The organism is Vibrio sp. L3-7 (genome assembly GCF_963898195.1).
GTDB lineage: Bacteria > Pseudomonadota > Gammaproteobacteria > Enterobacterales > Vibrionaceae > Vibrio > Vibrio echinoideorum.
In genome coordinates this window covers 104,778-130,116 of the sequence record NZ_CAWQUW010000056.1, presented here as the reverse complement: position 1 = coordinate 130,116, position 25,339 = coordinate 104,778, and the positions used below count along the sequence as shown (strand labels likewise).

Below are 25,339 nucleotides of genomic sequence, written 5' to 3'. Positions count from 1 at the left end.
TGTATACCCTCAAAGTCAGACAAGAGATAGATAAGCGATAACTAACACTAGAGCTAAGCGACAATTAGGCAATAACTCAGGTTACGCTTCCATCCATTGCTTCCATGCTTGAACGACATGATCTCTTTCCATTTCAAACTTATCGATCGCCACATCCGCATCAAGGTTGAGTAGATTACGGTGGTGGATTTCATCCCTTAACGTGGTGTAGGCATTGGTCAATGTCATGCCTTGTTGTTCGTCCATAATCCCTTGCGACAACAAGCTTTCAAAGATTCGTACATTGTCACACCAACGAGTGAGTTTAGGTTTCTCATTACTGTATCGAAGTACTAAATATTGCGCCAAAAACTCGATATCAGTAATACCGCCCGCGTCTTGTTTAAGCATGAATCGGTCGGCTTTTTTTCCACCTAAATGCCCGCGCATCTTTTCACGCATATCGACAACAGACTTTTTAAGCGTCGCTTCATCACGCGGCAAGCACAATACCTCATGACGTGTTTTGTTAAACGCAGACGCCAATAAATCATCACCATAAATCATACGAGCGCGAGTCAGAGCTTGATGCTCCCACGTCCACGCGTCATTGTGTTGATACTCATCAAAAGCATCAGTAGGGCTCACTAATAAGCCGGAGGCTCCTGAAGGTCGTAGACGAGTATCCACCTCGTACAAAATCCCCGAAGCGGTTCTGATCGAAAAGATATGAATGATGCGCTGTGCCAACCTCAGGTAAAACTGACGTCCGTCGATCTCCTTTTTACCGTCAGTATAGATATGGACCGGGCAATCATGCATGAAGACAATATCAAGATCTGAATTATAACCCAGCTCCCAACCGCCAACTTTGCCATAACCGACAACAGCAAACCCGCGCCCTTCTCGATCTTTCACATGGGTAGGTTCACCGAATTTAGCCGAGACCTGCAGCCAAGCTTGGTTAACACCCGCTTCTACAATCGCTTCAGCCAAGTAGGTAAGGTGATCGCTAACCTTCATGACAGGAAGCGCCCCTGCGATATCAGCCGCTGCGATACGGAGAATACAGGTCTGTTTAAACTGACGCAGACCTTCCATCTGTTGCTCCATATCATCTTCAGGAATTCGAGCAAGGTAGTCTCGCAATTCAGTCTTGTAAGATTCTAATGGGACTGGATTATAAAGTTGTTGAGGGTCGATCAATTCATCGAGCAGAATAGGATAGCGACCAAGTTGTTCCGAAATCATCGGGCTTGCCGTACATAAACGAACTAACTGAGTCAGCGCCGCTGGATGTTCATCCAATAGCTCAAGATAAGTGGTTCGAGTGACTATCTTTTGCAATAAGTGCAGAACTCGTGACAAGCCAAACTCTGCATCTTTATTGGTATATAAGGCTTGGAACACTTTAGGCATTAAACGATTCAGTACTTCTCGTCCACGTGGGCCAAGGGTTTTCTTAGCTAAATCAGCTTTAAATTGAATGATCGTTTTCGCCGCTTCCGGAGGGCTAACTGCGGCAATATCATGCTCTAACACTTGCTCAATCACATCGGGCTTATGGGCCATATCCCACAACTCACTAAAGTGACTCGGGATAGGGTTAGTATCGTCTTCGTCAACTCCAATCAGATCTTCAAACACGGTATGTACATTGGCCATGTGAGTACGAGTTGCATCGATTAAGCCGTCCCAATCTGAAAATTGCATTGCTACCGCGAGTTGCAGTTGTTCACGTTCACCGTCTGGTAAGGTTTGAGTTTGCTTATCGGCCATCGCTTGCAATAGATTTTCAAGGCGGCGTAAAAACAGGTAAGCATTGCGTAACTGGCCAATCTCTTCAGCCTCTAACAAATGGAGAGATTCAATCGCACTTAGCGTTTCAAGCAACCCTCGGCCACGGAGACTCGGTTCACGTCCACCACGAATCAATTGAAAGACTTGAGCAATAAATTCAACTTCACGAATACCACCAGAGCCCAGTTTGATGTTATTTGATAAGCCGCGGCGACGAACTTCACTGCTGATCATTGATTTCATACGGCGCAGAGATTGAATTGCACTAAAATCGATATAACGACGGAACACAAACGGGCGCAACATTTGGCGAAGCTCTTGGTATTCAGGGTACATTTCGCTGCCCATCACTCGCGCTTTGACCATCGCGTAACGTTCCCAGTCACGGCCTTGCTCTTGGTAGTAATCTTCCAGAGCCGCATAACTCATGACCAATGGACCACTCTCACCGAAGGGGCGCAGGCGCATGTCTACTCGGTAGCAGAATCCGTCAAAGGTTTGCTGATCAAGCGCCTTAATAATACGTTGCCCTAAACGCGTGAAAAACTGTGCGTTCGCAATGCTGCGTCTTGCACCTTGAGTTTCACCATTCTCAGGGTAGGTAAAAATCAAATCGATATCGGAAGAGAAATTAAGCTCGCCACCACCCAACTTGCCCATACCAATAATCAACATAGGTTGTGCTTCACCTTGGTCATTACAAGGTGTGCCCCACTCTTTACAGCAAATGTTATATTGCCATTGGTAGGTCTCGAAGATCATCGCCTCGGCAAGCATTGATAGATGGCTTAAGCTCTGCTCTAACGCCCAAGAACCCATAAAATCACGCCAAGCAATATAGGTCATTTCACGATTGCGGAATTGGCGTAATACACGTTGGCCACTCATTTCATCCGCGCAACCAGAAAGCAATTCAGCCAATCGCTCACGATACCCTTCTGCACGCTCTTCGCATGCCAACATATCAGGCAAAGTACTGGATAGAATCGCATCGCGCTGTAAGCAATCCCCAACAAAACAGCTCAAGCCTAATACACGCTTGAGATCATCAATCAATGGCTCTGACCAAGTATTGATGGCTTCATTTTGATGTTCTAACAATTGCTCAAAAGCAGACTGAGAATGTGTGATGAGTTGAGAAGGCAATGGCATGTTTCTTCCTTGTGTAAGCTGCGCGCCGAAAAATCAGTTTTGTTCTTTAATAAAGAGTTCTAGCAGACGAGTTTCAATGACTGTTTAGAAAAACAAAAGTAAGTTATACCAAAGTTACGCCAATAAAAAACGCCCACATCAGTAATGTGGGCGTTTTATCGGTTAACTTATCAAGTTGAGCCTTTGCTTATAGAAATAAGCCTCTATCTATCTACTCTCTATCTATCTGTAGAAACAAACCTCTGGGAATAAGCCCTTGAACATAAAAACCAGAAGCTAAAGATTAAACCTTAAACTGCTTAATCTTACCGTCCAGCTCTTGCGCATTAGTTTCCATAAGTTGAGACGTTTCAAGCAGCTCACTGACGACCACAACGGACGCTTCAACAAGCTCACGAACATTGGTCAGGTTGACACTCATCTCTTCTGCGACACTGCTTTGTTGACCTGCGGCTGTCGCGATCTGGAAGTTCATATCATTAATCTGGTTTACTTGGCTCACAATACCATCAAGCTCAGATCCAGCATTGGTAACAAGATCAACGCCTTCAGCGGCTTCTACAACGCTTTTTTCCATCAACTCGACAGCTGAATTTGCACTGCTTTGTAGCTGACTGATCATGTCTTGAATTTCTACCGTTGCTTGTTGAGTACGCTGTGCAAGGTTACGGACCTCATCGGCAACAACTGCAAAACCGCGACCAGCTTCACCTGCACGCGCTGCTTCAATTGCTGCGTTCAGTGCCAATAGGTTAGTTTGTTCAGAGATACCTTGGATAGTGCCAACAACACTACCAATCGAATCAACACGCTCTTCAACTTGGTTTACCGCCGCTGCAGAGGCTGCGATATCTGAAGACAGTTCGCTCATCTTAGAAACAGAGCCTTGTACGAACTTCTGACCCGTAAGAGCTTGCCCTGAAGCTTGCTCAGTTAGTGAAGAGGCGCTTTGCGCGTGCTCAGCTACGGTTTGCACCGTAGAAGTCATCTCACTCATTGCTGTCGCAAGTTGATCGATCTCATTGAATTCTTCTTGAGCCGAATCTTTAGTTTCAGACATGCTGATGGTCATCACTTCGGTCAAAGCGAATAACTCGTCTGAAGAGGACACCTGAGTTTTGATCATGTCGTTCAATTGGACACGCGTTTTTTCTAGTTCACGAGCCACATCGCCGTATTCATCTTTACAATCCATTTGAATAGGCACCGATAAGTTTTTATCGGCCATGGTTTTAATCGCATCGTTAAGATATTGAGTTTGACGCAACATCACACGAGCTGCTGCCAATAAGAGAACCACAAACACAACGATCATTAAGGCTGTTTGCCAGGCCACTTGAACTAGGTAAGTCTCGTAATGCTGCTGTGCAACTTGCGCATTATTGGTTACAGCAAGCAATGAATCGTAAAACGTACTTGCGTCCCATAACTGTTTCGAAATGATCAAAATAGTACTGAATATCATCAGCATGACCATTTTTGGAACGAGACGAACGTCAGAGATTATCCTTTCCCACGGCTTGAATGACAGTTTAGTCATTGTCAGTTCTCCATTAATTCTTATATATTGATGGCTTCTATATCCGCGAGGTGGCTATGTCAGTCAAAGTTCGCGATTTATTTTGAGCCTCGTATGAATGTTAAATAGTACCAAAGACACAACCAAGCCGATGAGCTTATTATCACTGATTCTCTCTTTCTTAGCGTTATTTGTGATCTCAGGCTTATTGTTTGTACCGATTGATAAAGAATCAAAACAAGTCCTTATCGGCCTCGATTTTGTAATCTGTAGTGTTTTTCTTTTTCAGCTCACGATTGATCTATTCAGATCACAAAACAAGAAAGAATATCTGAAAGTACACTGGGTCGATTTCTTAGCAAGCATCCCAATGATCGAACCTCTTCGTTCCGCTCGCATTTTTCAGATCTTGCGTGTGATTCTCGTTTTGCGTTCAGGTAAACGTGTTTTCAGAGAACTCTTTCGTAATAGAAAAGAGACCACGCTCGCATCGATTATTCTGCTATTGGTCATTCTCCTGACCATAGGCGCCGGAACGATCCTTTTGTTGGAACATAAGGATCCCAATGCCAACATTACCACTGGCCAAGATGCCTTATGGTGGGCTTTCGTTACCATCAGTACAGTGGGATACGGTGATCATTATCCAGTGACCAGTTCAGGAAAATTAGTGGCGTCTCTGGTAATTGTTTGCGGTGTGGGTGTTTTTGGTATGATTTCGGGCTTAATTACTTCTTTAATCACCTCACCAACTCATCATGAGAGTCAACGAGCTGAAAATAAAGAACGTAAACTGGATAAGATTTTAGAGCAGCAACAACTGATACTTGAACGGATAGAGGCGCTTGAGAAACAAACAAAAAAATAGGGCCGAAGCCCTATTTTATCATTCATATTAGTCTTAAGTTTAGTCTTGCCAGTATGGCTCAACTTCCACGCTGATTTGGCGTGTCTGTTCCATCGCATGCAGAATCGATACTTCTTGGCGAGCTAGCCAACGTTCCAGTTGAACCTTCTCTCCACCTTCCAACTTATCAGTAAGTGGTGCAAGCGTTCTAAGAGCCAGTAAGTCATCAATACCTTGCACCAGATCGGCCCACGGCAAACGGAAACTATTACGTTCATCGTCATCGTATAAACTCGCAAAACCAACACCAGTATAAAGATTGCGCATTAGGCGATACTGTTGGTCAATATACGCTTGGCTCGTCATCACTCGCTCTGGCGGGAAAGCTTCCATCAACTCTGCCCATGTGCGATCGAGCTGCTGTACAGAGAACCATTCAATGCCGTGCGCCATTTGTTCACGGGCTTTATCATCTAAAAACGGCTGCCAGCCACGAGATAAGATCCAGCGGCTTAAATCCAACAGCAGACCGGTGTAGCGGGCAGAGCTCAGTAAGGTAAGTAAATCTTCACGATCAGGAAGCTGTTCTTCCATCTCTTTAAGTTCAGCAACTAAGAACTTACGCGCATCCAGTTTGCGAAGCACATGACCTTTATCTTCAAGTAAATCCTCAAAATGGTCATAGCTCTTAAGCCAATCGAGCTCTTGCTCAAGCCATTTCAGCTCTTGTCGCAGGATAGCACTCGCACGGCGAGGCACAATGCCGCCATAAATAGTAAAGGTTTGACGAATAAAACTCAGTGAATGACTGATCTCATGCAACGCCTCAATCGATTGACGTTCAGTGAAAATCTGTTCGTGATAATGCCAATGAGCGAGAGCGTGCTCTAAAGATTGAATGAAACACGATTCAACAGTATCACTTTTGCTTGTATCAACTAAGGTCAAAGGAGTGACCTCATCTCCTTGATAACCTTGGGCAAGACGATAACCCTTGGCCGCTTTACTGAGATTTCCTAGACGCATACCACCCTGTTCGCAGAATTGACGAGACAGAGTAAATAGAGCATCCGTTTGGCCCGATTTAAGTTCTAACTCAACTTCACAAATAGGGTCTTGTAGTTCACCTGACTCGACAAAGCCTTGGTCAAACGCAACCTCGACTTGACTGCCATCAGGCATACCAATCAACCATTGTTCGCGAATGAAGTTAGTCGAAAACAGAGGCGTAAGTTCAGCTTGCAGCGTTTCAATATCTTTACCCTCAGGCCAAATCTCCTCTGGGTGTAAAGATAACTTAGGTTCATTGCTGTCATGTTCAGCATTGTATTCAGGCCTTTGATGCAGGCCAGCGACCACACGACCAGCGGTCTTTACGGTTTGTACAAATACGTCATCAAAGCGTCGAATGCGCAAGCCTGTATCGTGCTTGCGTAGCCAGTTGTCAGGGGTGTCAAAGTAGATGTTACCTAGCTCACGACAACTGTGCTGAAGTACTTTAGTTTCAGCAATTTTATTGCGTAAAGTCTCTGAAAAATCAGGAGAAACAAAAAACTTCAGTTCTATCTCGGTTTCCATAGTTATACCTTTCTGTGAAGATAGGGACAGGATATTGCCAATTTGAAAACTCAGCAAGTCAGAAATATCGCCCTTATGATGATCTAAAACAGTTTTAATGAGACATTGATTAGGTTAACATGCGCGACTTTGTAGCCATCGCTTAACATTTCACCATGAATATGGTGTATGTTGTTTTAAGGTTATTATTTATTAGGTTGGATGACCATGCCAGTAAATACAATTATGGGGTTATTTGCAAAGTCCCCAATTAAACCTTTGCAGCGTCACGTAGTATGCGTGAACGAATGTTGTTCTCACCTAGTTAATTTCTTTGAAGTTTCTTCAAAAGGTGACTGGGAGAAAGCATCTGAAATTCGAGCTCAAATTTCTCACCTTGAGAAAGAAGCTGACGTACTAAAACGTGAAATTCGCCTTAAACTTCCTCGTGGTTTGTTTATGCCAGTTGATCGCACCGATATGTTGGAGCTATTAACGCAACAAGACAAACTCGCAAACCTAGCGAAAGACATTGCTGGCCGTGTATATGGTCGTCAACTCGTCATTCCAGCTCCAATGCAAGAAAACTTCATCGCTTACGTTAAACGTTGTCTAGATGCAGCGAACCAAGCACAAAACGTAATCAATGAACTAGACGAATTACTTGAGACAGGCTTTAAAGGCCGTGAAGTAACACTCGTTGCTGAAATGATTCATCAATTAGATGTAATTGAAGATGACACGGACGCGATGCAGATCGAATTACGCCAACAATTAATGGCGATTGAAGACGATATGAATCCAGTTGACATCATGTTCTTATACAAAATTCTTGAATGGGTTGGTGGTATTGCAGATCAAGCACAGCGTGTAGGCGCTCGTCTTGAAGTAATGCTTTCTCGATCTTAAATCATACGCTAACTATATAACGAAGAGCATTTTTTAACCAAACCACTTATGCGCTGAGTATTTCTCTCGCTGAGCGGTTTTTTGCGTCTAAATTTGTTCCGCTTGTTATCAAACAACTAGGTATTACGATGGATATCCTTGCTAACTACGGCACTGTCCTGATTATTGTTGCAGCAGCTTTCGGTTTCTTGATGGCTATTGGTATTGGTGCAAATGACGTTGCGAATGCAATGGGCACTTCAGTAGGCTCTAAAGCTCTAACCGTAAAACAAGCGATCATTATCGCAATGATCTTTGAATTCGCAGGTGCTTACCTTGCGGGCGGCGAAGTAACTGACACGATCCGTAAAGGTGTTATCGAAACGTCTCTATTCGCTCATCAACCTGACGTACTTGTGTACGGCATGATGTCGGCGCTACTGGCTGCTGGTACATGGTTACTTCTAGCATCATACATGGGCTGGCCAGTATCAACGACTCACTCGATCATCGGTGCAATCATCGGTTTCGCGTGTGTGTCTGTAGGTACAGAAGCAGTAGACTGGAACAGCGTTCAAGGTATTGTGGGTAGTTGGATTGTCACACCGTTGATTTCCGGCATCTTCGCCTATCTCATTTTCGTAAGTGCCCAACGACTGATATTTGATACAGAAAATCCGTTGTTTAACGCTAAGCGTTTTGTGCCTGTGTACATGTTCATTACTACAATGGTCATTGCACTTGTAACGATCAAGAAAGGCCTTAAGCACGTTGGCCTTCACCTAAGCGGCACTGAAGCATGGCTATGGGCTGCAGGTGTTTCTGCTGTAGTCATGGTTGGCGGTTACTTATACATTCAAAAGAAATTTGCTAATCGCGAAGAAGACCATGGCTTTGCCGGTGTAGAAGGTATCTTCAGCGTTCTAATGGTTATTACCGCTTGTGCGATGGCATTCGCTCACGGTTCTAACGATGTAGCAAACGCGATTGGTCCATTGTCTGCTGTAGTATCAACCGTTGAGAATATGGGTGAACTTACAGCGAAAAGCAGCATTGCGTGGTGGATTCTTCCATTAGGTGGTATTGGTATCGTTGTTGGTCTTGCTACCATGGGCCATAAAGTAATGGCGACAGTGGGTACTGGTATTACAGAACTAACACCTAGCCGTGGTTTTGCAGCTCAACTTGCAACAGCATGTACCGTTGTTCTTGCTTCTGGTACTGGTCTTCCAATCTCAACAACGCAAACATTGGTTGGTGCGGTATTAGGTGTAGGTTTTGCTCGTGGTATCGCAGCTCTAAACCTAGGTGTTGTGCGTAACATCGTTGCTTCTTGGATTGTAACGCTACCTGCTGGTGCACTACTTGCAGTTGTGTTCTTCTACGCAATTCAGGCTATGTTTACAATGTAATAGCCCTGACGTTAGTAAATATTAGCGTCAGAAAACGGTGAGCTTCGGTAATGATATGTAAATACCATGTCATTATTGACTCAAACGCACAGAAAGGGAGGCTTTGCCTCCCTTCTTTGTTGCACCGCATAAAGAAACTAAATATTATTTGCTAATTGAGGCTGACTCATCTGCCTAACCAATTTGAATCGTTAAGGGATTTACTGTGAAAAAACTGATTAGCTTAGTTTTGTTCGCAATGCTTGCGGCTCCAGCTGCCTTTGCACAAGACCGTTATATTGCTGACAAACTATTTACTTATATGCACTCTGGCCCAAACAACACATTCCGTATCATCGGTAGTGTTGATGCTGGTGAAAAGATTACCTATCTAAAAACTAACAAGAGCACTGGTTATACCGAAGTACAAGATAGCCGTGGTCGTAAAGGTTGGGTTGAAAGCAAGTTCGTAAGCACACAAGAGAGCATGGCACTACGCATGCCTAAACTAGAGAAAGAGCTAACTGAAGTAAAAGGCAAGCTAGCAAATGCTCGTCAAAGTGCTGACAGTGAAAAAGCTGGCCTAGCGAGCTCCCTAGATTCTCGTAACAAGCAAATTGCAGAGCTTGAACAGAACTACAGCGAGATTAGCCAACAGCTAACCAGCTCTCAAACAGAGAACCGTGAGCTACGTGCTAAGCTAGACACACAAAAAGATGACTTACTACTGAAGTACTTCATGTACGGTGGTGGTGTTGCTGGTATTGGTCTACTACTTGGCCTTATCCTGCCACACATTATGCCTCGTCGCAGAAAGTCACCAAACGGCTGGGCGTAAGCGACTCGTTTTGCTTACTTTACGTATTTTGCGTGAATCAAAGTAAATTCAGTATCGAATATCAAAAAGGAGCACCTCGGTGCTCCTTTTTATTTGTCTTGGTTCCGCGTTCAAATCTCCACTCTGTACGACTGGAAAAACGAATCCCTATTACACTAGCCTTTCCACTCGTACAGAGCTGGGATTTCTATCTTCTGCTGATTGAACTCAATGATCACCGATTGTGGTTTAATCTCAAGCAACTGAATGTCCTGCCCTATCCAGTCTCCTTGAGCAATTTCTTGACCATTCACTTTAACCCAACGTTTCATCTCACTACTAGAGTACATATGAGTTTGTAGGTCTAACTTGGGTAATACCCCAGACAAGCTATTAATATGAGTTTCTAACTCGATGACTTGTGAATTCTCTCGCCCGGCAGGCCTAGAATCCATCGGCTCTGGCGTGTTTTGCTGCTCATCCATCATGGATTCAAGCTTCAATGCCAGATCAGGTGGTAACTCACTGAGATCTAGCCCTTGCAGTAAATCACTGTCCGATTGCAAATCACTACTCTCATCACTCGCAGTTGATTGGACTGATGACTGCGCAGTGGATAGGTCAGCGTTGATTGTCGTTTGTGCGCGCTTATCTGCATTTGCCAACATCACATTTGAACCACCAGCACTATTACCGCTATCTAGGTCAATCTTCGCATACACAGCTTGGCGCGGTAGTGCTTTTAACGTCTGACTTGCCGGTGCAGCACGAACAGCAAACAACGCCTCGTTTTGAACTCCCTCTGACGTTGCCTCCATAGCTTGTGTTTCAGCGTCAGTTATTTGAGGTTTAACGTCAGGTTGAGGTGCTTGCTCTGTCTGCATGACATCAACGGGTTGATTTGCTGATGGTGACTGTTGTTGGTTATGAGATTGGTAAACTAAAACTCCTCCCACTAGCAGGGAAGGAACCAACACAAGGAGTAACCCCATAGCGAGCGATGAACCTTTCTTTCTACTGATCGCCATTGCAGAATTCGGTACGTAATGACTTTGATAACCTCTAAGCTCAGATTGTTTGAGCTCGTGCATAATGCGAGACATCAGCTTGCACCTCCATCTAATGACATCAATTTAGGTGAGTCGAGTTGAGCTAATCGTTGTAGCCTTGCTAATGTACGTTTGCCAGCAATGCCGTCGACCGACATTCCCTGCCAAATCTGGAAGGCTTCAACTTTCATTTTCAACTCGTTATCAAACACATCACTGCCAGATACAACTTCATCCAAAACTTCGGAAAGTAACAGATCAAGCATGGCAATTGCCTCGCCTTGGTAGCCTTCTTTGAGTGTCTCTCTTAGTGGCTGTTTCCAAATCGCGACATAATCGCCGTCCCATATTTGTTCTAAAGAGCGCTTAGGCATCACCAACAGCTTTTCGTTGACGAGAAGCTCCACCGAGTCCCCAGATACACCATAAAGAACCACAAACACTGACTCTTGTTCTATATCTAAATTAAGAACGACAGGCACACCAAGCTCTAACAACGACTCTAGGTTCGATTGGTGTTGCTCGCACACGAACACACTTTGTGGCTCACTTAAACACAAGCCATCACGCAAAGAAGACTGATATCCCCAAAGCGTATAGAGATTCTTAATCGCCAGAGAACGGTTGGTCCCTTGCATTAAGTGCTGTTGAATGTGTTGTGGTAATGCAAATTTTGAAAGTTCAGGCTCAGCGACTAGCCTGGATGTATCTGCCACTAAAGAACGCTGAAGCTGTGCAGACACTTCGGTTTGTGCTTTGCTTGAAGACTCCTTTTCTGGCCAAGAATCTATATAAGATGGAGCGAAATTGAAGGTCGCGAAAGCTAAGCCAATACTTAATGTAGCGACACTTACGTATTGGATTAATTTTGGTGTCACATGGGCGCTGCGAGGTTTTTCAACATGATACACATCAGCTTGAAAAGCCATGATTTGTTGGCAAGCTTGGCTTACTGTCTCGTTAGAAGGCGCTTGTTCACCATTGTGAAAAGAGAGCTGAAGCGATTTATCACACACCAAGTTAATCAGCCTTGGAATACCATGGGTATATTGGGCGATTAACTTAACCGAGCGATTTGAAAACAACATTTGCTCGCCACCCGCCATTTCCAGGCGAAACGCGATGTACTTGCCAGTTTCTTCAGTATTGAGTGGCAACAAGTGATAACGACCCGTAATACGCTGTGCAAGCTGACGCAACTGAGTCGTTTGTAAGTGTTGCTGCAATTCAGGCTGGCCAACCAACAAGACTTTTAATAGTTTGCGACTGTCGGTTTCCAAGTTGGTCAGTAGGCGTAGCTGCTCCAACACATCAGCAGCAAGGTGTTGGGCTTCATCGATCACCAATAAGGTTTGAATGCCTTGAGCATGACTATCCAACAAGAAGTGATGAATAACCTGACTCAACTGTTTTAACGATGCCTGTTCAGGGTACTCGACCTCAAACTCATCGCAGATAGCTTCAAGTAAATCCGTATTGGAAAATGTAGGGTTAAGTATAAGGCCAGCTTGGGTATGGCTATCGAGAGAAGACAACATTGCCTTGGCGACCGTTGTTTTCCCTGTACCGACCTCTCCTGTAAGCATTGCAAAGCCCCCACCCTCGCCTAAACCGGCTTGTAGGTTCTGCATCGCTTCTTGGTGACGCTGACTCAAAAACAAATAGCGAGAATTTGGTACAATCGAAAATGGCATCTCAACGAAGCCAAAATATTCCTTATACATGTGCTGCCCTATAATTACGATTAATGGAAAGTACCATTGCTTGCAGTAAAGTCCAGCAGTGATAAAACATTTCGAGGTGATACGTTGCAAATATTCGATAGCCTACCAAAAGAGAATGGGCTACAACGCTATCTCGTTGGCGGTGCGGTACGCGACAAACTGCTCAACATTGAAAGCTATGATAAAGATTGGGTCGTGGTCGGAAGTACCCCGCAAGAAATGGAGAGCCTTGGCTTTACCGCTGTCGGGAAGGACTTCCCTGTCTTCTTACATCCAAAAACCAAAGAAGAGCATGCACTGGCTCGTACCGAGAGAAAGTCAGGCTCAGGTTACACAGGCTTCGAATGTTACTTTGCTCCAGACGTGAGTTTAGAAGAAGACTTGATGCGCCGAGATCTAACGATCAACGCCATCGCTCAAGATGACAAAGGCCAACTCTGCGATCCTTACCATGGACAGAAAGATCTGTCTGATCGAATTTTAAGACACGTCTCAGATGCTTTTGTTGAAGATCCTCTGCGTGTGCTGCGTGTGGCTCGCTTTGCTGCGAAGCTTCATCACCTTAACTTCACGGTTGCACCAGAAACTATGGTCATGATGAGCGAAATCGTTCAATCCGGTGAACTGGCACATCTCACTGCCGAACGAGTTTGGCAAGAGTGGCATAAATCACTCAGCACTCCGCACCCTGAAGTATTCCTTTCGATACTTAAAGAGTGTGGTGCATTGGCTGTTGTGCTGCCTGAAATTGACGCTCTATTTGGCGTGCCTCAACCTGAAAAATGGCACCCAGAAATCGACACGGGCATCCACACTCTGATGGTTGCTCAGCAAGCTGCGCTATTAAGCTCATCATTACCCGTGCGTTTTGCCGCTCAAGTACATGATTTAGGCAAAGGCGTCACGCCAGAAAGCGAGTGGCCAAGCCACAAAATGCATTGCCATACAGGCTTAAAAATCATTAAGAAGCTGTGTCAAAGAGTCAGAGTGCCCAATGAATTCAGAGATCTCGCACTGTTAGTTTGCGAGCAACACTCTAATATCCATCGCGCAGGCGAGCTCAAGTCCACTACTTTCCTAAAGGTTCTGAATAAGTTTGATGTTTGGCGTAAACCAGACAGACTCAACGACATACTGCTTTGCTGCCAAGCTGATCACGCTGGCCGTAAAGGGTTAGAAGCTCAGCCTTACCCTCAAAAAGCACGTTTTGAAGTCGCTTACCAAGCGGCGCTTCAAGTAGAAGTCAAAGCGATAATTGCTGATGGTTTTCAAGGTAAAGATATTCGAGAAGAACAAGAAAAGCGTAGAGCTGCCGCAATTGAAAACGCCCTATCAGAACTCGCTGATCAATAAGCTTCATAACGCTGATTAAAATGCATTAAAAAACCCGCGACTAAGCGGGTTTTTTGTTTCAATCTGTAGGACGAAACATTTGTCTACGTAAGGCGAATGCTACTGCATCATCAAGAAAGCAAACAGACCACAGCCAAGAATCAGACGATAAATCACGAACGGTGTCATGCCCATACGTGAGATAAGCTTCAAGAAGAAGTGAATACAGATGTAAGCACTGATGAAAGACACTGCAACACCAGTCAGTAAAGTGCCGACATGAATTGGGTCACCGCTTGTCACAAGCTTAAGACCCAAGTAACCACCAGCCAACGTGATGATTGGGATAGACATCAGGAATGAGAATCGAGCGGCAGCTTCACGTGTAAAGCCAAGATAAAGCGCTGCGGTAATGGTTGCGCCAGAACGAGACGTACCTGGGATAATTGCCATTGCCTGAGCAAGACCAATAAACAACGCTTTTTTCCAACCCGCTTGGTATTCATCGTCACGTAGACTTGAGTTCTTATCTACCCACCATAACAACAAACCAAACACGATAGTGGTCGTGGCAATCACCCACGCACTGCGTAAGTAAAGCTCGACAATATCTTTCATCAGCAAGCCAAAAATACACGCTGGAATCGTCGCGAGAATGATCATCCACGCTAACTTAGCTTCTTTACTACGATCGCCTTTAAATACCGAACCAAAGAACGCGCTCAAAAGAGAGACCACTTCTTTCCGGAAATAAATAACCACAGCAGCCAGAGTACCGACATGGACTGCAACATCAAAAGCCAAACCTTGATCTTCCCAACCTAAAACAGCAGAAGGAAGAATTAGGTGTGCAGAGCTGGAAATAGGTAGAAATTCAGTAAAGCCTTGTACCAACGCCAACAAAAACGCTTCAAAATAACTCATTACTTACCTTAAAAATTATAGTTTTATGTCTACGACAGAGAGCGAGTCTAATTGCTGCATCTTCTGCCATATTTCACCGACGGTTCGTCCGTCTTGCGGGATCACTCTCGCAGGACAGAGATCATAAAGTGGTTGTGTTACAAAAGGATATTTATAGATATCACTGCGTGGTAATTCTGGATCGCTCACAGAAATCACCTCTCCAAACAACACAATATCAAGATCGAGCTTTCGGTCTTCAAGTTTATGTGCATCTTGAGAACGACCCCATTTAAACTCAATTTTACGCAGTTGCTGTGAAAATTCAGTCAATGAAAGTGATGTGTCGAGTTCTATCACAAAGTTATAAAACGGGTGGCTTTTAAACCCCACAGGCTCACAATGATAGATTTTAGAGCATTTAAGGTTAGTCCCTAACGATTGAAGCTCTGTCCATGCCACCCTTGCATGCTTGTCGCGGTCTATGTTCGTGCCAACACCAACATAGGCTATTGTCATGCTTGACCTCGTTCGATGATCACACCCACAGCTTTCGCTTGTGGCACTGCGCCAGGTTTAGCCAAACGGATCTTAATCCAAGGTACTGAGAACTGAGTCATGATCAATTCAGCGACTTCTTCTGCTACACGTTCAACCAATAGGAAGCGACCATTAGCAATATGGTCTAATACCGCAGTGCTCACTGTCGAATAGTCCAAAGCATCGACTACATCGTCACTTTTTCCCGCAGGGCGGTTGTCATGAGCCATTTCAATATCAAGCACAAGTTTTTGTTTAATCTCTTGTTCCCAATCGTAAACACCGATCGTTGTAATTACTTCTAGCTGTTCAATGAAAACTTTATCCAGTGCCATGACTTGTCCTTTTAGAGGTCGGATACCCATATTGGGGAAAAAAACGTATTATTCGTGTAATTCCGGATATGATATCAATTACTCTTGGATTGAGCATTATTTTCCCATCGTTAGGCTTAATAACCGTTTAAGGAAAAACATGACCCCTTTGGCACTTATCATGATCATTGCAGCCTATTTACTAGGTTCAATTTCGAGTGCGGTCTTGATATGCCGAGTCTTAAGACTTCCTGATCCAAGAACGGTAGGCTCCAACAATCCAGGGGCAACGAATGTACTCCGCTTGGGCGGCAAAGGTGCCGCTGCAGCCGTGCTACTTTGTGACATGCTTAAAGGCACCATTCCTGTCTGGCTTGGCTACTACCTCAATATCGACTCGATCATTTTAGGCGTCGTGGCGATTGCTGCATGCCTTGGTCATATGTACCCAATATTCTTCCACTTCAAAGGCGGAAAAGGCGTTGCCACCGCACTCGGAGCCATTGCCCCAATTGGATTCGATTTAACAGGCATGATCATGGCGACATGGTTAGTCGTGGCGTTTTTGTTTCGTTATTCTTCTTTAGCGGCTCTGGTTACTGTATTACTTGCGCCGTTCTACGCTTGGTTAGTCAAACCCCAATACACACTGCCTGTAGCCATGTTGTGTTGCTTAATTGTGCTGCGTCACCACCAGAATATCCGTCGCCTACTCGATGGCAGCGAACCAAAACTCGGGCAAAAAAAATCGGCTTAAACTGTCGTATCTAAGCCGAATCATTTTTAAACCGAGATAAATTCAAATCGACACAAGTCTAAGCCGATCAGCAATATTCAGTATTTAAGAGCTTACAACAGATGTTTATCTAAAAACGTCTTCAGCATAGAGTTAACAAACTCTGGTTGCTCTAGCGAACTAATATGACCCGCCCCAGGAATCACCACCAATTCACTTCCTGTAATGCAATCATGCATTAGGTATGACTCCAATGCCGGACGCGGCTTATCCTCTTGCCCAACGGCAATCAAAACAGGCAATGCCAAGTTCTCTACCGCTTCAATCATATCTCGGCGACCAAACACCATTCGACCAATTCGTGCGACTTCTTCAGCTTGCTCACCCTTAAGTACCGAGAGCTGCTTAGTAAAGCCTTCCACTAAAGCTGGCGTGTTTGTCTGAGCATCATTAGCAAAAAACAATGGAACAACCGCTTCAACAATCGGTTGAGGAACCATTTTGGTTTGAGTAATGGTGTCTAACATGTGGAAGTATTTAGCATGAGCAACTTCTGGTTCTAGGCCTACGAAAGTGTCCATTAGAACCAAGGATTTTATACGTGCAGGTGCAAGTTCCGCTAATTCTGTTCCCCACATACCACCAACCGATAAGCCTACTACGGAGAATTCTTCGATATCTAAATGATCAAGCAAAGCCAAAATGTGCTGAGCGTAATCTTTCAAGTTACGCATTGAGCTCGGCGCGGCTTGTGACTCACCATGAGACCAAAGCTCTGGAACAATACAGCGATACTGAGTTTTTAATGCATCGATCTGCGGCTTCCACATTGCACTATCCCAAAGGTAGCTGTGGCCGAGTACAACAACAGGGCCTTGACCTTCATCTAGGTACGCCATCGATTGATTGTCTACTGTGAACTTGTTCATTTTCTTCCCTAATCTCTATCAGCAATTATTTATCGACATACAGTCGGTAAGCTAGGATATAAAAACGGCCGCACAAGGCGACCGTTTATCGAAACACACTGGTTTATTCTGCGTTTAACTTTCGTTGATCGACGGTTTCTCGTTGAACGATTGCTACTAGTTAAGCAATTGGCTCTAGTTGGTCAATTGGCCAACGCGGTGTTGCATGAACCGACAAATCGGCTGTTTCACCATTTTTCAGGCGTTGCATACCCGCATAAGCAATCATGGCACCGTTATCTGTACAGAATTCAGTGCGTGGGTAGTACACCTCACCACCGATTTTTTTAGCCAGCGCTTCAAGCTCAATACGCAGTTGTTTGTTGGCGCTTACACCACCCGCAATCACTATACGTTTCATACCTGTTTCAACCAAGGCACGCTTACACTTGATTACCAAGGTTGCACAAACAGCTTCTTGAAACGCGTAAGCGATATCAGCACGCGTTTGTTCATCATCATCATTCGCACGAATCGTGTTTGCTGCAAACGTTTTTAGACCTGAAAAACTCATATCTAGCCCTGGGCGATCGGTCATTGGACGTGGAAACTTGAAGCGACCTTGTGTGCCTTTTTCTGCTAGTCGAGACAACAGCGGGCCACCTGGGTAATCTAAACCCATCAGCTTCGCAGTTTTATCAAACGCTTCACCCGCCGCATCATCAATCGATTCACCAAGAATTCGGTATTCACCAATGCCTTTCACTTCTACCATCATGGTGTGACCGCCAGAAACCAGCAGAGCAACAAATGGGAATGGCGGTGGATTATCTTCTAACATTGGAGCAAGTAGGTGACCTTCCATATGGTGAACAGGCACCGCAGGCACGCCCCAAGCGTAAGCTATACTACGACCAATGGTCGCCCCCACAAGCAGTGCTCCAACCAAACCAGGGCCAGCAGTGTAAGCCACACCATCAATATCTTTCGAGGTCAGGTTAGCTTCCGCTAGCGCAGCTTTAATCAGTGGAATTGTCTTTTTTACATGGTCACGTGATGCTAGCTCAGGTACCACACCACCGTAATCGGCGTGCAGCTTTACTTGGCTGTATAATTGATGAGAAAGCAGTCCTTGCTCATCATCATAAATCGCGATTCCTGTTTCATCACAAGAGGTTTCAATACCAATAATGCGCATAATTTTCTCGGCACGCTTTCGTCTAAAATGGGAAATTAGCGCAATATTACCCTGCCTAAGCTCTTCAAACAAATATTGTACAGACTATAATCGACAAAGTGCTTTACAAAGCCACTGTGATCGGATTAAAATTCCGCACCATTTTTGATCAAGCTGGTTAATGGCCAAACGCGAATAGAGAGTTAGCTCGATGGGTAACTTCTCTGATTTGGTACTGAGTAACCAGCGATAATGAATAACCCCTGAGGTGAAAGGCATATGCCAATAGTTAAAGTACGTGAAAACGAACCGTTCGACGTTGCACTACGTCGTTTCAAGCGCTCTTGTGAAAAAGCAGGTATCCTTTCTGAAGTGCGTCGTCGCGAGCATTACGAAAAGCCAACTACAGTTCGCAAACGCGCTAAAGCAGCAGCTCAAAAGCGTCACGCTAAAAAGCTAGCTCGCGAAAACGCACGTCGCGTTCGTCTGTACTAATAACTTAATCCATAAGGACTGAGTTATGGCTCTTATTGAACAACTCAAAGAAGAGCAAAAATTAGCGATGAAAGCCAAGGACAAACCGCGCCTTGGCACTATCCGCTTAGCTCTTTCAGCAATTAAGCAACGTGAAGTTGACGAACGGATCACTCTGAACGACGACGACATTATTGCTATATTAGTTAAAATGGTTAAGCAACGTCGCGATTCTGTTGCTCAATATGAATCGGCAAATCGTCAAGATCTTGCTGATGTGGAAAAAGCAGAAATTACTGTACTTGAAGGCTTTATGCCTCAACCGTTGACTGAAGAAGAAGTTATTGCACTACTTGATAGCGCAATCGCTGAAGCTCAACCTTCGGGCATGCAAGACATGGGTAAAGTAATGGCTATCTTGAAACCACAAATTCAAGGGCGTGCAGATATGGGTAAAGTTAGTGGTTTAGTTCGTTCTAAACTCGCTTAATCCCAAATCAAATTGCAACAAGCCGTGCAATCCTTCGGAACGCACGGCTTGTTTGTATCTGTAACCTATTCAAACTATTATTACCCACACTCTCAGTTAGTGCATTTTTCTAAGGTTTTATGGCAGGACACATCCCGCGTAGTTTCATCGATGATCTCCTAGCACGTCTCGACATTGTCGATATCGTCGACGCACGCGTGAAACTTAAGAAAAAAGGCAAAAACTATGGTGCTTGTTGCCCATTTCACAACGAAAAAACTCCTTCTTTCAGCGTAAGCCAAGAAAAACAGTTTTATCACTGCTTTGGTTGTGGCGTACATGGCAATGCCATCGACTTCATGATGGAGTTCGAACGCCTCGACTTTGTAGAAGCGATTGAAGAGCTTGCTTCATTTCTAGGGTTAGATGTCCCAAGAGAGCAGCGCAGCGGTGAAATATCAACAACACCAAGAGCCAACAGCGAACAAAAACGTAATCTCTATGACTTGATGGGCGGCATTAGCAATTTTTACCGCTCACAACTCAAGATATCAACCAACAAACCAGCGATTGAATACCTAAAAAATCGTGGTCTCTCTGGCGAAATCGTCCAGAAGTTTGGTATTGGTTACGTTGCCGACGAATGGGATCTCGTTCGTAAAAACTTTGGGCAACAAAAAGAAGCCCAAGACATGCTTGTTACTGGCGGCATGTTAATCGAGAACGATAAAGGCAACCGATACGATCGATTCCGTGGACGTGTGATGTTCCCGATTCGAGACCGTCGTGGTCGAGTTATCGGGTTTGGTGGTCGTGTATTGGAAGACGGTACACCAAAATATCTGAACTCACCTGAAACACCTATTTTCCATAAAGGCAAAGAGCTTTACGGCCTTTATGAAGTAATGCAAGCATACCGTGAACCGCCTCAGATACTTGTTGTGGAAGGTTACATGGATGTCGTCGCACTCGCGCAATATGGTGTGGATTACTCGGTAGCATCACTGGGCACCTCAACAACCGGTGACCACGTTCAGATGTTGTTCCGCCAGACCAATACTGTGGTTTGTTGTTACGATGGTGATAGAGCAGGTAAAGAGGCCGCGTGGCGCGCACTAGAAAATGCGCTTGAATACCTAAAAACCGGTAACACACTCAAGTTTCTGTTCTTGCCAGACGGTGAAGACCCAGACAGCTATATTAGAGAACACGGTCAGGCTGCTTTCGAACAGCTCGTTCACAATGCGACGCCGCTTTCGACTTATTTGTTCGATAACCTGATTGAAATACACAAGCTGAATTTAGGAACAACAGAAGGAAAATCGGCACTGCGTGCACACGCGAGCGCCTTGATTAGTAAAATTCCTGACAGTTACTTCCAAGAACTGCTCGAAAAATTGCTCGATGAGCGAACCGGATTTGATAACCAATTGAGGCGTGCTCGCGTTCACACAAAGAACCCGACACCTCAACCGCATAAAGAGCTCAAGCGCACTCCAATGCGTGAAGTTATCGCTTTGCTTATCCAAAATCCGAGCTATGCTGATATGGTACCGGATTTATCAAGTGTCAATGGCTTACAGCTGCCTGGACTAAGTTTATTCGTCGAAGTACTTGATAAATGCCATTCGCACCCCCATATCAACACCGGCCAGCTATTAGAGCATTGGCGACATAATAAACATGAGGCACTTCTGTCTCGTCTCGCGAGCTGGGAAATCCCTCTCGACGAAGACAACCAAGAAGACATATTTTTAGATTCATTGGACAATATCCTTGCCCAGTGCGTTGAAAAACAAATTGAAAACCTGCAGGCCAAAGCAAGAAGTGTCGGTTTATCAGCCGAAGAAAAAAGGGAGCTACTAGCTTTAATGCTAGATCTAAAAGCGTAACCCTGTTTGATTAGTCAGCATTTAATAAATTTGTTAACATAATTGGTTTGCATTTGAGAATGCAACGTCCTTCACCAGACCTGAAGTTGGATATCATCTATGGATCAAAATCCGCAGTCACAGCTTAAATTACTTGTTATTAAAGGCAAGGAACAAGGCTATCTGACCTACGCCGAAGTAAACGACCACCTACCTGCAGAAATCGTGGATTCTGAACAGGTAGAAGACATCATTCAAATGATCAACGACATGGGTATCAAGGTAGTAGAAACTGCACCTGATGCTGATGATCTAGCACTTAATGATGACGATGCAAATATAGATGAAGATGCAGCTGAAGCTGCTGCTGCTGCGCTTTCAAGCGTAGAAAGCGAGATTGGCCGCACTACTGACCCAGTACGTATGTACATGCGTGAAATGGGTACAGTTGAGCTACTAACTCGTGAAGGCGAGATCGACATTGCGAAGCGTATTGAAGATGGTATCAACACTGTTCAACTATCAGTTGCTGAGTACCCTGGCACAATTCCATACATCTTGGAACAGTTCGACCGCGTACTGGCTGAAGAGATTCGCTTAACAGACCTAATCAATGGTTTCGTTGATCCAGACGACGATGGCACAGCTGCGCCAACGGCGACACACATCGGTTCGGAACTTGCTAAAACTGATTTGGAAGACGAAGACAAAGAAGAAGCTGAAGAAGAAGAGGACGAAGAGGAAGAAGATACAGGTATTGATCCTGAGCTTGCTCTTGAGAAGTTCACTGCACTTCGCACTAGCTACCAAAATCGTCAACTAGCGATCAATGAATACGGCCACGAAAGCCCGAAAGCAACACTTGCAACAACAATGATGCAAGATGTATTCAAAGAATTCCGTCTAACGCCAAAACAGTTTGACTACTTAGTAAACGAACTTCGTACTTCAATGGATCGTGTACGTACTCAAGAACGCTTAATCATGCGTCAAACAGTTGAGTACGGCAAGATGCCGAAGAAATCGTTCATCGCTCTATTTACGGGTAATGAATCTAGCGAAGCATGGTTGGATGAAGTTCTTGCTTCAGACAAACCATACGCAGAAAAGATCAAACGTAACGAGCACGATATTCGTCGTTCAATCCAAAAATTGGATATCATCGAACGCGAAACGTCTCTTACTGTTCAAAGCATTAAAGATATCAGCCGTCGTATGTCTATCGGTGAAGCGAAAGCTCGTCGTGCGAAGAAAGAGATGGTTGAAGCGAACTTACGTCTAGTAATCTCGATTGCTAAGAAGTACACAAACCGCGGTCTACAATTCCTGGATCTAATCCAAGAAGGTAATATCGGTTTGATGAAAGCTGTAGATAAGTTTGAATACCGTCGTGGTTACAAATTCTCGACTTACGCTACGTGGTGGATCCGTCAAGCAATCACTCGTTCGATTGCCGACCAAGCTCGTACTATCCGTATCCCGGTTCACATGATCGAAACGATCAACAAACTAAACCGTATCTCTCGTCAAATGCTACAAGAGATGGGTCGTGAGCCGCTACCGGAAGAATTGGCTGAGCGCATGCAAATGCCTGAAGACAAGATCCGTAAAGTACTGAAAATCGCTAAAGAGCCTATCTCAATGGAGACACCAATCGGTGACGACGAAGATTCGCACCTAGGTGATTTCATCGAGGATACGACTCTAGAGCTTCCTTTAGACTCTGCAACGGCAACAAGCCTGCGCGGTGCAACTAAAGATGTTCTTGCAGGCCTAACGCCTCGTGAAGCAAAAGTACTGCGTATGCGTTTCGGTATCGACATGAACACTGACCATACTCTAGAAGAGGTTGGTAAGCAGTTCGACGTTACTCGTGAGCGTATCCGTCAGATCGAAGCAAAAGCACTACGTAAACTTCGTCACCCAAGCCGTTCAGAAACTCTGCGCAGCTTCCTAGACGAGTAATCACACGCTTTAATGTGATTAGCTTTTAAGCTTAAAATAGAAAAGGTGAGCGTTGGCTCACCTTTTTTGTGCCTGTATGATTTAAGTGGCTAAGATGTAAGCGGAATTGCCCCCTATAGTGTCTAGACACCATTGAATGCTTCCCCTATAATCTATGCCCTACGGCCCCTTAGCTCAGTGGTTAGAGCGCACGACTCATAATCGTTCGGTCCCCAGTTCAAATCTGGGAGGGGCCACCAAATTAGAAAAGCCAGAACAGTTTACGCTGCTCTGGCTTTTTGCTTTTCTAGCCTTTGGTTATTTCACTTAGTAACAACGTCTGCCCCTCATCCTTCCTATGGCTAAATCACCGTTTTGATATCAGCTACAACCTCCCTCTAAAACCAGTAAACCAGTAAACCACCTTACCCAACGTTTCAAACTCACAAGACAATTCTTTAATAGCCAGTCTAATAAGAGCAATCGTCTCTATGTGACTAAACATACTTTTCTTTTATAAAAAAATCGGCAATATGAGGTAACACTAATCATTCAATAGTTCAGGGAAGACTCATGAAAGACGAAACGCTCTCGATTCACTTCGGCTACGAAACCGACCCAACAACCAAATCGGTTGCTACACCTATTTACCAAACCGTTGCTTACGAATTCGATGACGCACAACACGGCGCCGATCTGTTTAACCTTGCGGTGCCAGGCAATATCTACACTCGTATAATGAACCCAACCAATGATGTGTTGGAAAAACGCATGGCAGCCTTAGAAGGTGGTATTGCAGGCTTAGTGGTGAGTGCAGGCAGCGCGGCGATCAACTACGCGATTCAAACGTTGGCACAAATCGGTGACAACATCGTTTCAACACCTCAGCTTTACGGCGGTACTTACACCCTATTTGCTCATATGCTACCAAACCAAGGGATCGAAGTTCGCTTTGCTAAAGACGATAAACCAGAAAGCTTAGCGGCACTGATCGATGAAAATACCAAGGCGGTTTATTGTGAAAGTATAGGTAACCCAGCAGGCAATATTATCGACTTAGAACGTGTTGCTGAGCTTGCTCACGCACAAGGTGTACCAGTGATTGTTGATAACACGGTGGCGACGCCTGTGTTGTGTAAACCTATCGATTTTGGTGCTGATATCGTGGTTCACTCGCTAACCAAATACGTTGGTGGTCACGGAACAACGCTGGGTGGCGTGATTGTCGATTCAGGAAAATTCCCTTGGGCAGAACACAAAGATCGTTTCCCAGTATTTAATCAACCTGAGCCTTCATATCATGGTGTGGTTTATACCGAAGCTTTTGGTGATGCTGCATTTATTGGTCGCGCTCGAACCGTTCCATTGCGTAATACAGGCGCAGCACTGTCACCTATGAATGCCTTCATGTTGATGCAGGGTCTAGAAACGTTGTCGCTACGTATGGAGCGACATACCGAGAATGCACTGAAAGTAGCAGAATACCTTAAGCAACATGAGAACGTGAGTTGGGTAAGCTACGCGGGGCTACCAACCTCTGAGTTCTACCCATTGGCTGAGAAATACATGCAAGGTAAGCCGTCTGCCATTTTATCTTTTGGCTTAAAAGATGGTTATGAAGCAGGTGTGCGCTTCTACGATGCACTGCAAATATTCAAGCGTTTGGTAAACATTGGCGACGCAAAATCTCTCGCTTGTCACCCGGCTTCCACGACACACCGTCAATTAAGCGAAGCAGAACAAAAGCAAGCAGGCGTATCACCAGAAATGATTCGTCTGTCGGTCGGTATTGAACACATTGAAGATATCTTGGCTGATCTAGAACAAGCGCTTAATGCTTAATGCTTAATGCTTGGTAGTAAAACTTAAGCCATAGTTACATGTTAAGTAACAGACACAAAAAAGCCCATCACAGGATGGGCTTCTAATTATCTAATTTTCTTAGGTA

Annotated in this window: 21 protein-coding genes and 1 tRNA gene; 12 read left to right on the top strand and 10 right to left on the bottom strand. The window is 44.7% G+C overall.

Annotated elements, in window-relative coordinates:
* Positions 1–81: 81 nt before the first annotated feature.
* Together glnE and AACW75_RS22275 are read right to left on the bottom strand one after the other, a co-directional pair.
* Positions 82–2,931: a bifunctional [glutamate--ammonia ligase]-adenylyl-L-tyrosine phosphorylase/[glutamate--ammonia-ligase] adenylyltransferase gene (gene glnE, locus AACW75_RS22280; protein WP_145569888.1), complete on the bottom strand. Its 2,850-nt coding sequence runs from the start codon at positions 2,929–2,931 to the stop codon at positions 82–84.
* A 283-nt stretch (positions 2,932–3,214) separates the two neighbouring features.
* Positions 3,215–4,471 carry a methyl-accepting chemotaxis protein gene (locus AACW75_RS22275; RefSeq protein ID WP_017072790.1) on the bottom strand — a complete coding sequence of 419 codons (1,257 nt, stop codon included), beginning with the start codon at positions 4,469–4,471 and terminating at the stop codon, positions 3,215–3,217.
* A 97-nt stretch (positions 4,472–4,568) separates the two neighbouring features.
* Here AACW75_RS22275 and AACW75_RS22270 point away from each other — a divergent pair, with 97 nt between their 5' ends.
* Positions 4,569–5,318, top strand: a complete 750-nt coding sequence (locus AACW75_RS22270; RefSeq protein ID WP_237297514.1) for a potassium channel family protein — start codon at positions 4,569–4,571, stop codon at positions 5,316–5,318.
* 39 nt (positions 5,319–5,357) lie between these two features.
* Here the strand turns inward: AACW75_RS22270 and AACW75_RS22265 are convergent, their stop codons facing one another.
* Positions 5,358–6,875 (bottom strand): CYTH and CHAD domain-containing protein, encoded by a 1,518-nt coding sequence (locus AACW75_RS22265; protein WP_017072788.1) that lies wholly within the window; start codon positions 6,873–6,875, stop codon positions 5,358–5,360.
* 207 nt (positions 6,876–7,082) lie between these two features.
* Here AACW75_RS22265 and AACW75_RS22260 point away from each other — a divergent pair, with 207 nt between their 5' ends.
* The 3 genes from AACW75_RS22260 (at position 7,083) to AACW75_RS22250 (ending at position 9,971) form a co-directional block, all read left to right on the top strand.
* The gene (locus AACW75_RS22260; RefSeq protein ID WP_004735960.1) at positions 7,083–7,763 is read left to right on the top strand and encodes a TIGR00153 family protein; all 681 of its coding nucleotides are present in this window, start codon (positions 7,083–7,085) and stop codon (positions 7,761–7,763) included.
* A gap of 128 nt (positions 7,764–7,891) precedes the next feature.
* Positions 7,892–9,154 carry an inorganic phosphate transporter gene (locus tag AACW75_RS22255; RefSeq protein ID WP_004735961.1) on the top strand — a complete coding sequence of 421 codons (1,263 nt, stop codon included), beginning with the start codon at positions 7,892–7,894 and terminating at the stop codon, positions 9,152–9,154.
* A 205-nt stretch (positions 9,155–9,359) separates the two neighbouring features.
* Positions 9,360–9,971, top strand: a complete 612-nt coding sequence (locus AACW75_RS22250; RefSeq protein WP_017072786.1) for a TIGR04211 family SH3 domain-containing protein — start codon at positions 9,360–9,362, stop codon at positions 9,969–9,971.
* A 155-nt stretch (positions 9,972–10,126) separates the two neighbouring features.
* On the opposite strand, the gene AACW75_RS22245 is transcribed toward AACW75_RS22250, so the two are convergent.
* Positions 10,127–11,053 (bottom strand): general secretion pathway protein GspB, encoded by a 927-nt coding sequence (locus tag AACW75_RS22245; protein ID WP_145569892.1) that lies wholly within the window; start codon positions 11,051–11,053, stop codon positions 10,127–10,129.
* Positions 11,053–12,723 (bottom strand): ExeA family protein, encoded by a 1,671-nt coding sequence (locus tag AACW75_RS22240; protein WP_186437176.1) that lies wholly within the window; start codon positions 12,721–12,723, stop codon positions 11,053–11,055. Before AACW75_RS22240 ends, AACW75_RS22245 begins: the two co-directional genes overlap by 1 nt.
* 36 nt (positions 12,724–12,759) lie before the next feature.
* Here AACW75_RS22240 and AACW75_RS22235 point away from each other — a divergent pair, with 36 nt between their 5' ends.
* On the top strand, positions 12,760–14,076 hold the full coding sequence (locus tag AACW75_RS22235; RefSeq protein WP_145569894.1) for a multifunctional CCA addition/repair protein: 1,317 nt from the start codon (positions 12,760–12,762) through the stop codon (positions 14,074–14,076).
* Between the two features lie 99 nt (positions 14,077–14,175).
* On the opposite strand, the gene AACW75_RS22230 is transcribed toward AACW75_RS22235, so the two are convergent.
* Genes AACW75_RS22230 through folB form a run of 3 tightly spaced genes read right to left on the bottom strand, consistent with a single transcriptional unit; the run spans position 14,176 to position 15,833 of the window.
* On the bottom strand, positions 14,176–14,979 hold the full coding sequence (locus AACW75_RS22230; RefSeq protein WP_017072782.1) for an undecaprenyl-diphosphate phosphatase: 804 nt from the start codon (positions 14,977–14,979) through the stop codon (positions 14,176–14,178).
* Between the two features lie 15 nt (positions 14,980–14,994).
* Positions 14,995–15,477, bottom strand: a complete 483-nt coding sequence (gene folK, locus AACW75_RS22225; RefSeq protein WP_017072781.1) for a 2-amino-4-hydroxy-6-hydroxymethyldihydropteridine diphosphokinase — start codon at positions 15,475–15,477, stop codon at positions 14,995–14,997.
* Positions 15,474–15,833: a dihydroneopterin aldolase gene (gene folB, locus AACW75_RS22220; protein ID WP_004735969.1), complete on the bottom strand. Its 360-nt coding sequence runs from the start codon at positions 15,831–15,833 to the stop codon at positions 15,474–15,476. Before folB ends, folK begins: the two co-directional genes overlap by 4 nt.
* A gap of 139 nt (positions 15,834–15,972) precedes the next feature.
* On the opposite strand from folB, the gene plsY reads away from it, so the two are divergent.
* The gene (plsY, locus tag AACW75_RS22215; RefSeq protein WP_016767764.1) at positions 15,973–16,569 is read left to right on the top strand and encodes a glycerol-3-phosphate 1-O-acyltransferase PlsY; all 597 of its coding nucleotides are present in this window, start codon (positions 15,973–15,975) and stop codon (positions 16,567–16,569) included.
* Positions 16,570–16,661: 92 nt separating this feature from the next.
* Here the strand turns inward: plsY and AACW75_RS22210 are convergent, their stop codons facing one another.
* Positions 16,662–17,477, bottom strand: coding sequence for an alpha/beta fold hydrolase (locus tag AACW75_RS22210; protein WP_145569895.1), 816 nt, complete (start codon positions 17,475–17,477; stop codon positions 16,662–16,664).
* Positions 17,478–17,637: 160 nt separating this feature from the next.
* Complete coding sequence (gene tsaD / locus AACW75_RS22205) at positions 17,638–18,654, bottom strand: tRNA (adenosine(37)-N6)-threonylcarbamoyltransferase complex transferase subunit TsaD (protein WP_017072779.1); 1,017 nt, start codon at positions 18,652–18,654, stop codon at positions 17,638–17,640.
* 258 nt (positions 18,655–18,912) lie between these two features.
* Between tsaD and rpsU the strand changes: the two genes are divergently transcribed.
* The 6 genes from rpsU to AACW75_RS22175 all read left to right on the top strand — a co-directional run bounded on the left by rpsU (position 18,913) and on the right by AACW75_RS22175 (position 25,233).
* A complete protein-coding gene (gene rpsU / locus AACW75_RS22200; RefSeq protein WP_004396009.1) occupies positions 18,913–19,128 on the top strand; it encodes a 30S ribosomal protein S21 in 216 nt (71 codons plus the stop codon).
* A 25-nt stretch (positions 19,129–19,153) separates the two neighbouring features.
* Positions 19,154–19,597 (top strand): GatB/YqeY domain-containing protein, encoded by a 444-nt coding sequence (locus tag AACW75_RS22195; protein ID WP_017072778.1) that lies wholly within the window; start codon positions 19,154–19,156, stop codon positions 19,595–19,597.
* 119 nt (positions 19,598–19,716) lie between these two features.
* Positions 19,717–21,468: a DNA primase gene (gene dnaG, locus AACW75_RS22190; RefSeq protein ID WP_017072777.1), complete on the top strand. Its 1,752-nt coding sequence runs from the start codon at positions 19,717–19,719 to the stop codon at positions 21,466–21,468.
* Positions 21,469–21,567: 99 nt separating this feature from the next.
* On the top strand, positions 21,568–23,412 hold the full coding sequence (rpoD, locus tag AACW75_RS22185) for an RNA polymerase sigma factor RpoD (protein WP_017072776.1): 1,845 nt from the start codon (positions 21,568–21,570) through the stop codon (positions 23,410–23,412).
* A 163-nt stretch (positions 23,413–23,575) separates the two neighbouring features.
* Positions 23,576–23,651, top strand: a tRNA-Ile gene (locus AACW75_RS22180).
* Between the two features lie 313 nt (positions 23,652–23,964).
* Positions 23,965–25,233: an O-acetylhomoserine aminocarboxypropyltransferase/cysteine synthase family protein gene (locus tag AACW75_RS22175; RefSeq protein ID WP_145569897.1), complete on the top strand. Its 1,269-nt coding sequence runs from the start codon at positions 23,965–23,967 to the stop codon at positions 25,231–25,233.
* The last annotated feature ends 106 nt before the right edge of the window (positions 25,234–25,339 follow it).

Coding starts and splice junctions, on each gene's coding strand:
- folB (WP_004735969.1), bottom strand. CDS start 15,833: ATGGCACTGGATAAAGTTTTCATTGAACAGCTAGAAGTAATTACAACG.
- AACW75_RS22260 (WP_004735960.1), top strand. CDS start 7,083: ATGCCAGTAAATACAATTATGGGGTTATTTGCAAAGTCCCCAATTAAA.
- AACW75_RS22195 (WP_017072778.1), top strand. CDS start 19,154: ATGGCTCTTATTGAACAACTCAAAGAAGAGCAAAAATTAGCGATGAAA.
- AACW75_RS22270 (WP_237297514.1), top strand. CDS start 4,569: ATGTTAAATAGTACCAAAGACACAACCAAGCCGATGAGCTTATTATCA.
- AACW75_RS22265 (WP_017072788.1), bottom strand. CDS start 6,875: ATGGAAACCGAGATAGAACTGAAGTTTTTTGTTTCTCCTGATTTTTCA.
- plsY (WP_016767764.1), top strand. CDS start 15,973: ATGACCCCTTTGGCACTTATCATGATCATTGCAGCCTATTTACTAGGT.
- AACW75_RS22175 (WP_145569897.1), top strand. CDS start 23,965: ATGAAAGACGAAACGCTCTCGATTCACTTCGGCTACGAAACCGACCCA.
- dnaG (WP_017072777.1), top strand. CDS start 19,717: ATGGCAGGACACATCCCGCGTAGTTTCATCGATGATCTCCTAGCACGT.
- AACW75_RS22275 (WP_017072790.1), bottom strand. CDS start 4,471: ATGACTAAACTGTCATTCAAGCCGTGGGAAAGGATAATCTCTGACGTT.
- AACW75_RS22230 (WP_017072782.1), bottom strand. CDS start 14,979: ATGAGTTATTTTGAAGCGTTTTTGTTGGCGTTGGTACAAGGCTTTACT.
- AACW75_RS22240 (WP_186437176.1), bottom strand. CDS start 12,723: ATGTATAAGGAATATTTTGGCTTCGTTGAGATGCCATTTTCGATTGTA.
- folK (WP_017072781.1), bottom strand. CDS start 15,477: ATGACAATAGCCTATGTTGGTGTTGGCACGAACATAGACCGCGACAAG.
- tsaD (WP_017072779.1), bottom strand. CDS start 18,654: ATGCGCATTATTGGTATTGAAACCTCTTGTGATGAAACAGGAATCGCG.
- AACW75_RS22210 (WP_145569895.1), bottom strand. CDS start 17,477: ATGAACAAGTTCACAGTAGACAATCAATCGATGGCGTACCTAGATGAA.
- rpoD (WP_017072776.1), top strand. CDS start 21,568: ATGGATCAAAATCCGCAGTCACAGCTTAAATTACTTGTTATTAAAGGC.
- glnE (WP_145569888.1), bottom strand. CDS start 2,931: ATGCCATTGCCTTCTCAACTCATCACACATTCTCAGTCTGCTTTTGAG.
- AACW75_RS22255 (WP_004735961.1), top strand. CDS start 7,892: ATGGATATCCTTGCTAACTACGGCACTGTCCTGATTATTGTTGCAGCA.
- AACW75_RS22245 (WP_145569892.1), bottom strand. CDS start 11,053: ATGTCTCGCATTATGCACGAGCTCAAACAATCTGAGCTTAGAGGTTAT.
- rpsU (WP_004396009.1), top strand. CDS start 18,913: ATGCCAATAGTTAAAGTACGTGAAAACGAACCGTTCGACGTTGCACTA.